Raw genomic sequence first — 12,841 nt, 5'->3', positions numbered from 1 at the left:
GGCATTGCTTTTGAGACGGGTAACATGGCTGTTATAAATTGATAACAATTTTTAATGTGTGATGGTGAGAGTTTGGCAGCCTTCAAAGTTTATGCCGCAGCCTGCGGCGATACTATCTGACCGATACGTAAAAGGAATAACAAGATGGACGATCAGTTAAAACAGAGTGCCCTCGATTTTCACGAGTTTCCTGTCCCGGGTAAAATTCAGGTCTCCCCGACAAAACCGCTGGCAACCCAGCGCGACCTGGCGCTGGCCTACTCGCCGGGCGTGGCGGCACCGTGTCTCGAAATTGAAAAAGATCCGCTGGCCGCTTACAAATATACCGCGCGCGGCAACCTGGTCGCTGTGATCTCTAACGGTACGGCGGTGCTGGGCCTGGGCAACATTGGTGCGCTGGCCGGTAAGCCTGTGATGGAAGGGAAGGGCGTTCTGTTCAAGAAATTCGCCGGTATCGACGTGTTTGATATCGAAGTGGACGAACACGATCCCGATAAATTCATCAACGTCGTGGCGGCGCTGGAGCCGACCTTTGGCGGTATTAACCTCGAAGACATCAAAGCGCCGGAATGTTTCTACATTGAGCAGAAACTGCGTGAACGTATGAACATTCCCGTGTTCCATGATGACCAGCACGGGACGGCGATTATCAGCACCGCCGCCATTCTTAACGGCCTGCGCGTGGTGGAGAAAAATCTCTCTGACGTGCGCATGGTAGTTTCCGGCGCGGGTGCGGCGGCCATTGCCTGTATGAACCTGCTGGTGGCGCTCGGGATGCAGAAACACAACATTGTGGTCTGCGACTCCAAAGGCGTGATCTACAAAGACCGCGAACCGAACATGGCGGAAACCAAAGCAGCCTACGCGGTGGACGACGACGGCAAGCGTACGCTTGAGGATGTCATTGACGGCGCGGATATCTTCCTGGGCTGTTCAGGCCCGAAAGTGCTGACCCAGGAGATGGTGAAGAAGATGGCGCGTGCGCCAATGATTCTGGCGCTGGCGAACCCCGAGCCGGAAATCCTGCCGCCGCTGGCGAAAGCGGTGCGTGAAGATGCCATCATCTGTACCGGTCGCTCCGACTACCCGAACCAGGTGAACAACGTGCTCTGCTTCCCGTTCATCTTCCGTGGGGCGCTGGACGTAGGCGCGACGGCCATTAACGAAGAGATGAAGCTCGCGGCGGTGCACGCCATTGCGGAGCTGGCACACGCCGAGCAGAGCGAAGTGGTTGCTTCAGCCTATGGCGATCAGGATCTGAGCTTTGGCCCGGACTACATCATTCCAAAACCGTTCGACCCGCGTCTGATTGTCAAAATCGCGCCAGCGGTTGCGAAAGCGGCGATGGACTCCGGCGTGGCGACGCGCCCGATAACCGATTTCGATGCTTACGTGGATAAGCTCACCGAGTTTGTTTACAAAACTAACCTGTTTATGAAGCCGATTTTCTCTCAGGCTCGTGCCGACGCGAAGCGGGTGGTGCTGGCGGAAGGGGAAGAGGCGCGCGTGCTCCATGCCACGCAGGAGCTGATCACCTTAGGGCTGGCGAAGCCGATCCTGATTGGCCGCCCGAGCGTTATAGAGATGCGTATCCAGAAGCTGGGCCTGCAGATCAAACCGGGTGTTGATTTTGAGATCGTCAACAATGAATCCGACCCGCGCTTTAAAGAGTACTGGAGCGAATACTACGCGATCATGAAACGTCGCGGGATCACTCAGGAGCAGGCGCAGCGGGCGGTGATCAGCAACACCACGGTGATTGGCGCAATCATGGTTCATCGCGGCGAGGCGGATGCGCTAATCTGCGGCACCATCGGTGATTACCACGAGCACTTCAGCGTGGTGCAGGAGATCTTCGGCTATCGCGACGGGGTGCACACGGCCGGTGCGATGAACGCGCTGCTGCTGCCAAGCGGTAACACCTTTATCGCCGATACCTACGTCAACGACGATCCAACCCCGGACGAGCTGGCGGAGATCACCGTGATGGCGGCTGAAACCGTGCGTCGCTTTGGTATCGAACCGAAGGTGGCGCTGCTGTCGCACTCTAACTTCGGCTCCTCTAAATCTGCGGCGGCCTGCAAAATGCGACAGACGCTGGAGCTGGTTCGCGAGCGCGCACCGGAGCTGATGATTGACGGTGAGATGCACGGCGACGCCGCGCTGGTGGAGAGCATCCGCAATGAACGTATGCCAGACAGCCCGCTGAAAGGCTCAGCGAATATCCTGATTATGCCAAACGTGGAAGCGGCGCGTATCAGCTACAACCTGCTGCGCGTCTCGAGCTCTGAAGGGGTGACCGTGGGGCCGGTGCTGATGGGTGTGGCAAAACCGGTGCATGTGTTAACGCCGATTGCCTCTGTACGCCGTATCGTGAATATGGTGGCGCTGGCGGTAGTTGAGGCGCAGACGCAGCCGCTGTAAGCGCGTGGTGTCGGGTGGCGCGTTCGCTTACCCGACCTACGGGTTGACCAGGACGGATAAGCGCAGCGCCATCCGGCAGTTAAACCCAGTCCCGAACCTTAATAAACTCACTCAGGGCAGCCTCCGGGCTGCCTTCTTTTGGCTCGTAGCAGTACTCCCAGCGCACCAGCGGTGGCATTGACATCAGAATCGACTCCGTACGCCCGCCGGTTTGCAGGCCAAACAGCGTCCCGCGATCCCACACCAGGTTAAACTCCACGTAGCGCCCGCGACGGTAAAGCTGGAACTCGCGTTCGCGCACGCCGTAGTCGCTGTTTTTACGCCGTTCAACAATGGGCAGATAAGCGTCGGTATAGCCTTCGCCCACCGCACGCATAAAGCTGAACGCGGTATCAAAATCAGGCGTGTTCAGATCGTCAAAAAACAGCCCGCCAATGCCGCGCTGTTCGTCGCGGTGTTTGAGGTAAAAGTAGTCGTCGCACCACTTTTTGTATTTCGGGTAAACGTCTTCGCCAAACGGCAGGCAGAGATCGCGTGCGGTCGTATGCCAGTGCACGGCATCCTCTTCAAAGCCGTAGTAGGGGGTCATGTCGAAACCGCCCCCAAACCACCAGACCGGATCGGCCCCCGGTTTTTCCGCAATGAAAAAACGCACGTTGGCGTGGCTGGTTGGCACAAACGGGTTGTGCGGGTGTACCACCAGCGAAACGCCCATCGCCTGGAAGCTGCGGCCCGCCAGTTCAGGACGATGCGCCGTTGCAGAAGCGGGCATGGCTTCCCCGTAAACGTGGGAAAAATTGACGCCTGCCTGTTCAAAGATACCGCCGTTTCGCAACACGCGGCTACGCCCGCCGCCGCCGGCCTCGCGCTGCCAGTTATCTTCCTGAAAATTACCGCCGTCTGCAGCGGCCAGTTTCTGGCAAATCTCATCCTGCAACTGCAGCAGGAAGGTTTTTACCCGCTTTGCATTCGGTTTCATTAACGTTTCCTAGAGTGCGCTTTTTGATTATCGAACCAGTTAAAGTAACTGATGATGCCGGAGGCGATGGCATTGGCGATTTTCTGACGAAACGCCGCAGTACCAAGCAGACGCTCTTCTTCCGGGTTAGTAATGAAAGAGGTCTCCACCAGCACGGACGGAATCGACGGTGATTTCAGCACCACAAACGCTGCCTGCTCCGTGCTCTTGCTGTGCAGACGGTGCACCGGCTTAATCCGTTTGAGGATATGCGAGCCCAGCGTCAGACTGTTTTTGATGGTATCGGTCTGCACGAGGTCGAACAGCACCTGCTGTAACAGGTGATCTTTATCGGTGGCCTTCTTCCCGGCGACTTCATCCGCACGGTTTTCACGGTCGGAGAGATATTTCGCCATGGCGCTACTGGCGCCGCGATTGGAGAGGGCAAACACCGACGCGCCCGCGGCGGAAGGGTTTGTAAAGCCATCCGCGTGAATGGACATAAAGAGATCGGCACCATGCTTATGGGCAATTTCCACGCGGTCATACAGCGGAATAAAGGTGTCGCCCGTGCGCGTCAGGCGGGCGTCAATGCCGTTGCTGCGTAAAATCGATCGCACATTTTTTGCAATTGCCAGCACGACGTGTTTTTCTTTTGACCCGTTTTTGCCAATGGCGCCGGTATCAATGCCGCCGTGACCCGGGTCGAGCATGACCAGACGCTTCGCGCCTGGTTTTTTGGCTTTGGGTTTGCTGTGTCCGTTACTGGTTTTAAGCGTGCTCTCTTCTTTTGCCTGAGCCTGCTGTGCGATGCCCGTTAACGTTAAGGCCGCCAGCCCCGCTTTGAGAACCTGACGACGCGATGTGAGTGCTTTTAATGGTTTGAATGTGCTCATGCGGCCTGAATAGTAAAATTGCGGTCCTGGTGTTATATCGTATCGCGTTTAGCGTTACGACAGTCCTTATTGAGAATTGTTTTACTTTTCATTTCAATACGTGACAAAGTGACATTATGCCAAATTTTGGCGAGATTTTCCCCGGTTATTGGCTAAATGCCCTGTTCGCGCCATAATCACTGTTTTTAAACCCGAAAAGGCGGTTAATACCATGGAGATACGCATTTTTCGCCAGGAAGATTTCGAAGAGGTGATCACCCTTTGGGAGCGCTGCGATTTGCTGCGTCCGTGGAACGATCCAGAGATGGACATTGAGCGTAAGCTGAATCACGACGTCAGTCTGTTTCTGGTGGCGGAAGTGAACGGCGAAGTGGTGGGCACGGTGATGGGCGGTTACGACGGCCATCGCGGCTCTGCTTATTATCTGGGCGTTCACCCGGAATACCGGGGGCGCGGCATTGCCAATGCGCTGCTCAATCGTCTTGAGAAAAAACTGATCGCTCGCGGTTGCCCGAAAATTCAGATCATGGTGCGCGAAGATAACGACGTGGTGCTGGGCATGTATGAACGTCTGGGCTATGAACACGCTGACGTGCTGAGCTTAGGTAAGCGTCTGATCGAAGATGAAGAGTATTGAGATCCACCCGGCAGATTACGACACGCAGGGGCGTGTCAGGCTGCCTTTCTTATTCTGGTGCGTACTGCTGCTGCAGGCCCGCACCTGGGTGCTGTTTGTCATGGCCGCCGCGTCCCGCGGGCAGGGCGATACATTACTGACGCTCTTTTATCCCGATCACGACGCCTTTTGGCTCGGCCTGTTACCGGGCGTACCGGCGGTGGTGACGTTTTTGTGCAGCGGCCGACGACAGGCGATCCCACGGCTTTGGCGTGCGCTTCGCTGGCTGCTGATCCTGGCCCAGATTGCGCTGCTCTGCTGGCAGCCTGTGCTCTGGTGGTACGGTGAACCGCTTACGGGCATCGGCATTGCGCTGGTGGTGGCCGATATCGTGGCGCTGCTGTGGCTGCTGACTAACCCCCGCTTACGCGCCTGTTTTACGCATGAGTCAGATTAACGCGGCACTTTTTGCCGATGCTGCACTCCAACAAGCGTTGATTTAACACGTAAGGACGTTTCAATGAAATCGCTGCGTTTACTTTTATGCGCTCTCCCGCTGGCGTTAACCGGCTGTTCAACGCTCTCCTCCATTAACTGGTCGGCCGCTTATCCGTGGAACTGGTTTGGCTCTTCGCTGGAAGTGACCGAGCAGGGCGTGGGCAACATTACCGCCGCGACGGCGCTGGATCAGGACGCGCTTCAGGCGGCCCTGAGCAGCGACTATCGTCTGCGCAGCGGCATGAAAACTGAAAACGGCACTATCGTGCGTTACTTCGAAGCGCTGAAAGGAGACAAACTGGCGCTGGTGATTAACGGCGATAAAGGCACGGTAAACCGTATTGCCGTGCTGGACGATGCCATCCCGACGGCGAGCGGTGTAAAGGTTGGTACGCCGTTTAGCGATCTCTATAAACAGGCTTTCGGCAACTGCGCCAGCGCGCCTTCAGACGATGGCGTGGCGGTGCAATGTAAAGCGCCGGACAGCCAGCACATCAGCTACCTCTTTACCGGAACCTGGAGCGGCCCTGAAGGCTTAATGCCGTCTGACGATACGCTGAAAAACTGGAAAGTGAGCAAAATTATCTGGCAGCAGTAATTTGCGCCTGAACAATCCGTCTCGCTGAAATCCGGGTATAATACCCGCCATCAATGCCACGTTGTCGTGGCATCTTTATTTCAGGAGGAGCGATGTCTCAGGTTCAGAGTGGCATTTTGCCAGAACATTGCCGCGCGGCGATTTGGATTGAAGCCAATGTGAAAGGGGATGTGGATGCCCTGCGTGCGGCCAGCAAAGTCTTTGTGGATAAACTGGCCACCTTCCAGGCCAAATTCCCGGATGCCCATCTGGGCGCTGTGGTGGCCTTTGGCAATAACGTCTGGCGTCAGCTGAGCGGTGGCGAAGGGGCGGAAGAGCTCAAAGACTTTATCCCTTACGGCAAAGGCCTGGCACCGGCAACCCAGTACGACGTGTTGATCCATATTCTCTCTCTGCGCCACGACGTGAACTTCTCCGTTGCTCAGGCGGCGGTAGCGGCGTTTGGTGACAGCATTGACGTTCAGGAAGAAGTCCACGGTTTCCGCTGGGTGGAAGAGCGCGACCTGAGCGGCTTTGTCGACGGGACGGAAAACCCGGCAGGTGAAGAGACGCGCCGTGAAGTGGCGGTCATCAAGGATGGCGTGGATGCCGGCGGCAGCTACGTATTTGTTCAGCGCTGGGAGCATAACCTTAAGCAGCTTAACCGCATGAGTGTGCAGGACCAGGAGATGATGATTGGCCGTACCAAAGAGGCCAACGAAGAGATCGACGGCGATGTACGCCCGGTGACCTCTCACCTGAGCCGCGTTGACCTCAAGGAAGACGGTAAAGGGCTGAAGATTGTTCGCCAGAGCCTGCCGTATGGCACCGCAAGCGGAACCCATGGCCTTTATTTCTGCGCCTACTGCGCGCGTCTGTACAATATTGAGCAACAGCTGCTGAGCATGTTCGGCGATACCGACGGCAAGCGTGACGCTATGCTGCGCTTCACCAAACCGGTCACCGGCGGCTACTACTTCGCTCCATCCATTGAGCGTCTGCTGGCGCTGTAATTCCCTTCCTCCCTCTCCCTTTGGGAGAGGGTTGGGGTGAGGGCAACAGGCCGCACCCTTATTCCCTTTTCTGCTTGTAAATCACCAAACGGTATATAAAACCGTTACTCCTTTCGACCTCGTTATAAATATTATGACAATAAGATAGTCATCACATTTATAAGGGTGCGCAATGGCCGTTACTGTACTGAAAAAAGGATCCCTGGCACTGGCAGGTTTACTGCTGGTGGCACAGGCGCAGGCGACTGAGCTGCTGAACAGTTCATATGACGTCTCCCGCGAGCTGTTTGCCGCCCTTAACCCGCCGTTTGAGCAGCAGTGGGCGAAAGACAATAACGGCGACAAGCTGACCATTAAACAGTCTCACGCCGGTTCGTCCAAACAGGCGCTGGCGATCCTCCAGGGGCTGAAAGCGGACGTGGTGACCTATAACCAGGTGACCGATGTGCAGATCCTGCATGACAAAGGCAAGCTCATCCCGGCCGACTGGCAGAGCCGTTTACCAAACAACAGCTCGCCGTTCTACTCCACCATGGGCTTCCTGGTGCGTAAAGGCAATCCGAAGAATATCCACGACTGGAGCGATCTGGTTCGTTCCGACGTAAAGCTGATTTTCCCGAACCCTAAAACTTCCGGTAATGCGCGTTATACCTATCTGGCGGCGTGGGGTGCAGCGGACAAAGCAGACGGTAACGATAAAGCCAAAACCGAGCAGTTCATGACCCAGTTCCTGAAAAACGTCGAAGTGTTTGATACCGGCGGTCGCGGAGCAACCACGACTTTCGCAGAACGCGGTCTGGGCGATGTGCTGATTAGCTTTGAATCGGAAGTGAACAACATCCGCAAACAGTATGAAGCGCAGGGCTTTGAAGTCGTTATCCCGAAAACCAACATCCTGGCCGAGTTCCCGGTGGCGTGGGTGGATAAAAACGTGCAGGCAAACGGCACTGAGAAAGCGGCAAAAGCCTATCTCAACTACCTGTACAGCCCACAGGCGCAGACCATCATTACCGATTACTACTATCGCGTGAACAACCCTGACGTGATGAACAAACTGAAAGATAAATTCCCCCAGACCGCGCTGTTCCGCGTGGAGGATCATTTCGGCTCCTGGCCTGAGGTGATGAAAACGCATTTTGCCAGCGGCGGTGAATTAGACAAATTGCTGGCGGCGGGGCGTAAGTAATGTTTGCCCTCTCGACTAAACGCGTGCTGCCGGGGTTTACCTTAAGCCTCGGAACCAGCCTGCTGTTCGTCTGCCTGATTTTGTTGTTGCCGCTCAGTGCGCTGGTGATGCAGCTTGCGCAGATGAGCTGGTCCCAGTACTGGGAAGTGGTCACCAACCCACAGGTCGTAGCGGCCTATAAAGTGACGCTGCTGTCGGCGTTTGTGGCCTCGCTTTTTAACGGCGTGTTTGGCCTGCTGATGGCGTGGATTTTAACCCGCTATCGTTTTCCGGGCCGCACGCTGCTCGACGCGTTAATGGATTTACCGTTTGCACTGCCGACGGCCGTTGCCGGTTTGACGCTGGCGTCACTTTTCTCTGTAAACGGTCTGTACGGCGAGTGGCTGGCGAAATTTGACATCAAAGTGACCTATACCTGGCTCGGTATCGCGGTGGCGATGGCCTTTACCAGTATTCCGTTCGTGGTGCGTACCGTACAGCCGGTGCTGGAAGAGTTAGGCCCGGAATATGAAGAAGCGGCAGAAACGCTGGGGGCTACGCGCTGGCAGAGCTTCCGTAAAGTTGTCCTGCCTGAGCTTTCTCCGGCGCTGATGGCGGGAGTGGCGCTGTCGTTTACCCGTAGCCTCGGCGAGTTCGGTGCGGTGATTTTTATCGCCGGTAATATTGCGTGGAAAACGGAAGTGACGTCGCTGATGATTTTTATCCGTTTGCAGGAGTTTGATTACCCGGCAGCGAGCGCCATTGCCTCGGTCATTCTTGCCGCATCGTTGCTGCTGCTCTACACAATCAACACTCTGCAAAGTCGCTTTGGTCGACGTGTGGTAGGTCACTGATGGCGGAAGTAACTCAATTGAAGCGATACGATGCGCCCCGCATCAACTGGGGTAAATGGTTTTTGATTGGTACGGGCGTGCTGGTTTCTGCTCTCATCCTCGTGGTACCGACAATCTATATTTTCGTGCAGGCGTTCAGCAAAGGGATTATGCCCGCGCTGGAAAACCTGGCGGACCCGGATATGCTGCACGCCATCTGGCTGACGGTGCTGATTGCGCTGATCACCGTGCCGGTCAACCTGGTATTCGGTACGCTGCTGGCCTGGCTGGTGACGCGCTTTACCTTCCCGGGGCGTCAGATGCTGCTGACGCTGCTGGATATCCCGTTCGCCGTCTCACCGGTGGTGGCGGGTCTGGTCTATCTGCTCTTTTACGGCTCTAACGGCCCGCTGGGTGGCTGGCTGGATGAGCACAACCTGCAGGTGATGTTTGCCTGGCCGGGTATGGTGCTGGTGACTATCTTTGTAACCTGTCCGTTTGTGGTACGCGAACTGGTACCGGTGATGTTAAGCCAGGGGAGCAACGAAGACGAAGCGGCTGTGCTGCTGGGCGCGTCAGGCTGGCAGATGTTCCGCCGCGTCACGCTGCCGAATATTCGCTGGGCACTGCTCTATGGGGTGGTGCTGACCAACGCCCGCGCAATTGGTGAGTTTGGGGCGGTGTCGGTTGTATCCGGTTCCATTCGAGGTGAAACCCTGTCGCTGCCGTTACAGATTGAACTGCTGCAGCAGGACTACAACACCATCGGCTCCTTTACCGCCGCAGCGTTGCTGACGCTGATGGCTATTTTGACCCTGTTTTTGAAGAGTGTGGTGCAGTGGCGTTTAGAAAATCAGGAAAAACGTCAGCATCAGGAGGGAAATCATGAGCATTGAGATTGCCAATATTAAGAAGTCTTTTGGTCGCACCCAGGTGCTGAATGATATCTCGCTGGATATCCCTTCCGGACAAATGGTGGCGCTGCTGGGGCCGTCTGGCTCGGGTAAAACCACGCTGCTGCGTATCATCGCCGGTCTTGAACATCAGACCAGCGGACATATCCGTTTTCACGGCACCGACGTGAGCCGCCTGCATGCCCGCGATCGTAAAGTCGGCTTCGTGTTCCAGCATTACGCGCTGTTTCGCCACATGACGGTGTTCGACAACATTGCGTTTGGCCTGACCGTGCTGCCGCGTCGCGAACGCCCGGATGCGGCTACCATCAAAGCGAAAGTGACCAAACTGCTGGAAATGGTGCAGCTGGCCCACCTGGCTGACCGTTTCCCGGCGCAGCTTTCGGGCGGCCAGAAACAGCGTGTCGCACTGGCGCGCGCGCTGGCCGTGGAGCCACAAATACTGCTGCTTGATGAGCCGTTTGGCGCGCTGGATGCGCAGGTGCGTAAAGAGCTGCGCCGCTGGCTGCGTCAGCTGCATGAAGAGCTGAAATTCACCAGCGTCTTCGTCACCCACGACCAGGAAGAGGCGATGGAAGTCGCGGACCGCGTGGTGGTCATGAGCCAGGGGAACATCGAGCAGGTGGACGAGCCAGAGCAGCTCTGGCGTGAACCTGCCACCCGTTTTGTCCTGGAGTTTATGGGCGAAGTTAACCGTCTGCAGGGCACCGTACGCGGCGGACAATTCCACGTCGGGGCACACCGCTGGCCGCTGGGATACACGCCTGCCCATCAGGGGCCGGTGGATCTGTTCCTGCGCCCGTGGGAAGTGGATGTCAGCCGTCGTACCAGCCTGGATTCACCTCTGCCGGTGCAGGTACTGGAAGCTAGCCCTAAAGGTCACTACACACAAATGGTGGTACAACCGCTGGGCTGGTATACCGAGCCGCTGACGGTGGTAATGCGCGATGAAGAGGCGCCACACCGGGGTGAACGCCTGTTTGTGGGGCTGCAGCATGCCCGTATTTATCACGGTAACCAGCGCATCGAGACGCGCGAGGATATTGCTCTGGCGGAGTCAGCCTGATAGGTTATTAGGATGTTTATCGCCCGGTGGCGCTGCGCTGATCGGGCCTACAGCTAAAACTGCGTCTTGTAGGCCGGGTAAGCGAAGCGCCACCCGGCTTTTTTATTGAGTAAAAATCGTGAATACACTCGAACACACCATCGGCAACACTCCACTGGTCAAGCTTCAGCGCATGGGGCCTGACAACGGCAGCGAAATCTGGGTCAAACTCGAAGGCAATAACCCGGCGGGGTCAGTCAAAGACCGCGCGGCGCTGTCGATGATTGTCCAGGCTGAGAAGCGCGGTGAAATTAAGCCAGGCGACGTGCTCATTGAGGCCACCAGCGGGAATACCGGCATTGCGCTGGCGATGATTGCCGCGCTGAAAGGCTACCGCATGAAGCTGCTGATGCCGGACAACATGAGTCAGGAGCGCCGCGCCGCGATGCGGGCTTACGGTGCTGAACTGATACTGGTGACCAAAGAGCAGGGGATGGAAGGGGCGCGCGACCTGGCGCTGGCGATGGCTGAGCGCGGTGAAGGCAAACTGCTGGATCAATTCAATAATCCGGATAATCCCTACGCCCACTACACAACCACTGGCCCGGAAATCTGGCAGCAAACCGACGGGCGTATCACCCATTTTGTCTCCAGCATGGGCACCACCGGCACCATCACCGGCGTGTCGCGTTTTCTGCGCGAGCAGGAAAAACCGGTCGCCATTGTCGGCCTGCAGCCGGAAGAGGGGAGCAGCATTCCGGGTATTCGCCGCTGGCCTGCGGAATACATGCCGGGCATTTTTAATGCTCAGCTGGTGGATCAGGTGCTGGATATTCATCAGCGCGAGGCGGAAAATACCATGCGCGAGCTGGCGGTACGCGAAGGCATCTTCTGCGGGGTTAGCTCGGGTGGCGCGGTAGCAGGTGCGATGCGTGTGGCGCAGGAGAACCCTGGTGCAGTGGTGGTGGCGATTATCTGCGACCGCGGCGATCGTTATCTGTCTACCGGCGTCTTTGGCGAAGAGAGTTATTCGCAGGGGGCGGGGATTTAAGCGTCATGGAGATGATTTTATTCCGGGATAAGACCCGGGCGCAGCAAGCCGATATTGTCGCGGTGCAGTCGCAGGTGGTGTACGGCAGCGTGGGGAACAGCATTGCGGTACCCAATATTCGTACCCACCGGCTTAACGTGACCGCCGTGCCGACGGTGCTGTTCAGCAACACGCCGCACTATGACACCTTTTACGGCGGGGTGATCCCCGATGAGTGGTTCAGCGGCTACCTGAAGGCGCTGGAAGAGCGCGAGATCCTGCGCGAGCTTAAGGCGGTCACTACGGGCTACATGGGCAGCGCCAGCCAGATTGTTCTGCTGGCGCAGTGGCTGAAGACGATCAAAGTGCAACACCCGGAGCTGCTGGTGCTGGTTGACCCGGTGATCGGGGATATCGACAGCGGTATGTACGTTAAACCTGATATTCCTGAGGCGTATCGTGAGCATCTGCTGCCGCTGGCGCGGGGCATTACGCCCAACGTATTCGAACTGGAAGTGTTAAGCGGTAAGCCGTGCCGCACGCCAGAGAGCGCCATCGCCGCCGCGCAGGGGCTGCTTTCCGATACGCTGAAATGGGTGGCGATAACCAGTGCGCCAGTGGCCGACGACCCGCAGAATATTCACGTCGTGCTGGTGAGTAAAGAGGGCGTTACCGTAAGCGCGCACCCGCGCGTCGAGACGGATCTGAAAGGAACGGGCGATCTGTTCTGTTCAGAACTGGTCAGCGGTATCGTGGGGGGAAAAACCGTTGCTGACGCCATACGCATGGCAGGCGATCGGGTGACTGACGTCATGATCTATACGCAGTCGAAAGGTTACGACGAGCTTATCCTCCCCGCATAAACAAAAATG

Annotated in this window: 13 protein-coding genes; 11 read left to right on the top strand and 2 right to left on the bottom strand. The window is 56.8% G+C overall.

The features are described 5' to 3' along the window. Positions 1-144 precede the first annotated feature (144 nt). The gene (maeB, locus tag ECL_RS18695) at positions 145-2,424 is read left to right on the top strand and encodes an NADP-dependent oxaloacetate-decarboxylating malate dehydrogenase (protein ID WP_013098212.1); all 2,280 of its coding nucleotides are present in this window, start codon (positions 145-147) and stop codon (positions 2,422-2,424) included. 79 nt (positions 2,425-2,503) lie between these two features. Here maeB and hemF read toward each other — a convergent pair whose 3' ends face one another. After that, on the bottom strand, positions 2,504-3,403 hold the full coding sequence (gene hemF / locus ECL_RS18690; protein ID WP_013098211.1) for an oxygen-dependent coproporphyrinogen oxidase: 900 nt from the start codon (positions 3,401-3,403) through the stop codon (positions 2,504-2,506). Next, positions 3,403-4,278, bottom strand: a complete 876-nt coding sequence (gene amiA, locus ECL_RS18685) for an N-acetylmuramoyl-L-alanine amidase AmiA (RefSeq protein ID WP_013098210.1) — start codon at positions 4,276-4,278, stop codon at positions 3,403-3,405. Before amiA ends, hemF begins: the two co-directional genes overlap by 1 nt. A gap of 211 nt (positions 4,279-4,489) precedes the next feature. Between amiA and ECL_RS18680 the strand changes: the two genes are divergently transcribed. The 10 genes from ECL_RS18680 (at position 4,490) to pdxK (ending at position 12,832) form a co-directional block, all read left to right on the top strand. Continuing rightward, the gene (locus ECL_RS18680) at positions 4,490-4,915 is read left to right on the top strand and encodes a GNAT family acetyltransferase (protein ID WP_013098209.1); all 426 of its coding nucleotides are present in this window, start codon (positions 4,490-4,492) and stop codon (positions 4,913-4,915) included. After that, positions 4,902-5,351, top strand: a complete 450-nt coding sequence (locus ECL_RS18675; protein ID WP_013098208.1) for a DUF2919 domain-containing protein — start codon at positions 4,902-4,904, stop codon at positions 5,349-5,351. Before ECL_RS18680 ends, ECL_RS18675 begins: the two co-directional genes overlap by 14 nt. A gap of 63 nt (positions 5,352-5,414) precedes the next feature. After that, positions 5,415-5,990 carry an RpoE-regulated lipoprotein gene (locus tag ECL_RS18670; protein WP_013098207.1) on the top strand — a complete coding sequence of 192 codons (576 nt, stop codon included), beginning with the start codon at positions 5,415-5,417 and terminating at the stop codon, positions 5,988-5,990. Between the two features lie 92 nt (positions 5,991-6,082). Next, positions 6,083-6,982: a Dyp-type peroxidase gene (locus ECL_RS18665; protein ID WP_013098206.1), complete on the top strand. Its 900-nt coding sequence runs from the start codon at positions 6,083-6,085 to the stop codon at positions 6,980-6,982. 172 nt (positions 6,983-7,154) lie between these two features. Beyond that, positions 7,155-8,168: a thiosulfate/sulfate ABC transporter substrate-binding protein CysP gene (gene cysP / locus ECL_RS18660; RefSeq protein WP_013098205.1), complete on the top strand. Its 1,014-nt coding sequence runs from the start codon at positions 7,155-7,157 to the stop codon at positions 8,166-8,168. Then, on the top strand, positions 8,168-9,001 hold the full coding sequence (cysT, locus tag ECL_RS18655; RefSeq protein WP_013098204.1) for a sulfate/thiosulfate ABC transporter permease CysT: 834 nt from the start codon (positions 8,168-8,170) through the stop codon (positions 8,999-9,001). Before cysP ends, cysT begins: the two co-directional genes overlap by 1 nt. Next, positions 9,001-9,876 carry a sulfate/thiosulfate ABC transporter permease CysW gene (gene cysW, locus ECL_RS18650; protein ID WP_013098203.1) on the top strand — a complete coding sequence of 292 codons (876 nt, stop codon included), beginning with the start codon at positions 9,001-9,003 and terminating at the stop codon, positions 9,874-9,876. Before cysT ends, cysW begins: the two co-directional genes overlap by 1 nt. Beyond that, positions 9,866-10,960: a sulfate/thiosulfate ABC transporter ATP-binding protein CysA gene (gene cysA / locus ECL_RS18645; RefSeq protein ID WP_013098202.1), complete on the top strand. Its 1,095-nt coding sequence runs from the start codon at positions 9,866-9,868 to the stop codon at positions 10,958-10,960. The genes cysW and cysA overlap by 11 nt, the downstream gene beginning before the upstream one ends. Before the next feature lie 118 nt (positions 10,961-11,078). Then, positions 11,079-11,990 carry a cysteine synthase CysM gene (gene cysM / locus ECL_RS18640; RefSeq protein ID WP_013098201.1) on the top strand — a complete coding sequence of 304 codons (912 nt, stop codon included), beginning with the start codon at positions 11,079-11,081 and terminating at the stop codon, positions 11,988-11,990. A 5-nt stretch (positions 11,991-11,995) separates the two neighbouring features. Next, a complete protein-coding gene (pdxK, locus tag ECL_RS18635; RefSeq protein WP_013098200.1) occupies positions 11,996-12,832 on the top strand; it encodes a pyridoxine/pyridoxal/pyridoxamine kinase in 837 nt (278 codons plus the stop codon). The last annotated feature ends 9 nt before the right edge of the window (positions 12,833-12,841 follow it).

It is taken from the genome of Enterobacter cloacae subsp. cloacae ATCC 13047, assembly GCF_000025565.1.
GTDB lineage: Bacteria > Pseudomonadota > Gammaproteobacteria > Enterobacterales > Enterobacteriaceae > Enterobacter > Enterobacter cloacae.
The sequence above is the reverse complement of the archived record's forward strand: the minus strand, read 5'-3'. Positions and strand labels throughout refer to the sequence as shown.

Coding starts and splice junctions, on each gene's coding strand:
- cysA (WP_013098202.1), top strand. CDS start 9,866: ATGAGCATTGAGATTGCCAATATTAAGAAGTCTTTTGGTCGCACCCAG.
- cysW (WP_013098203.1), top strand. CDS start 9,001: ATGGCGGAAGTAACTCAATTGAAGCGATACGATGCGCCCCGCATCAAC.
- ECL_RS18665 (WP_013098206.1), top strand. CDS start 6,083: ATGTCTCAGGTTCAGAGTGGCATTTTGCCAGAACATTGCCGCGCGGCG.
- ECL_RS18675 (WP_013098208.1), top strand. CDS start 4,902: ATGAAGAGTATTGAGATCCACCCGGCAGATTACGACACGCAGGGGCGT.
- pdxK (WP_013098200.1), top strand. CDS start 11,996: ATGGAGATGATTTTATTCCGGGATAAGACCCGGGCGCAGCAAGCCGAT.
- cysP (WP_013098205.1), top strand. CDS start 7,155: ATGGCCGTTACTGTACTGAAAAAAGGATCCCTGGCACTGGCAGGTTTA.
- ECL_RS18680 (WP_013098209.1), top strand. CDS start 4,490: ATGGAGATACGCATTTTTCGCCAGGAAGATTTCGAAGAGGTGATCACC.
- maeB (WP_013098212.1), top strand. CDS start 145: ATGGACGATCAGTTAAAACAGAGTGCCCTCGATTTTCACGAGTTTCCT.
- amiA (WP_013098210.1), bottom strand. CDS start 4,278: ATGAGCACATTCAAACCATTAAAAGCACTCACATCGCGTCGTCAGGTT.
- ECL_RS18670 (WP_013098207.1), top strand. CDS start 5,415: ATGAAATCGCTGCGTTTACTTTTATGCGCTCTCCCGCTGGCGTTAACC.
- cysT (WP_013098204.1), top strand. CDS start 8,168: ATGTTTGCCCTCTCGACTAAACGCGTGCTGCCGGGGTTTACCTTAAGC.
- hemF (WP_013098211.1), bottom strand. CDS start 3,403: ATGAAACCGAATGCAAAGCGGGTAAAAACCTTCCTGCTGCAGTTGCAG.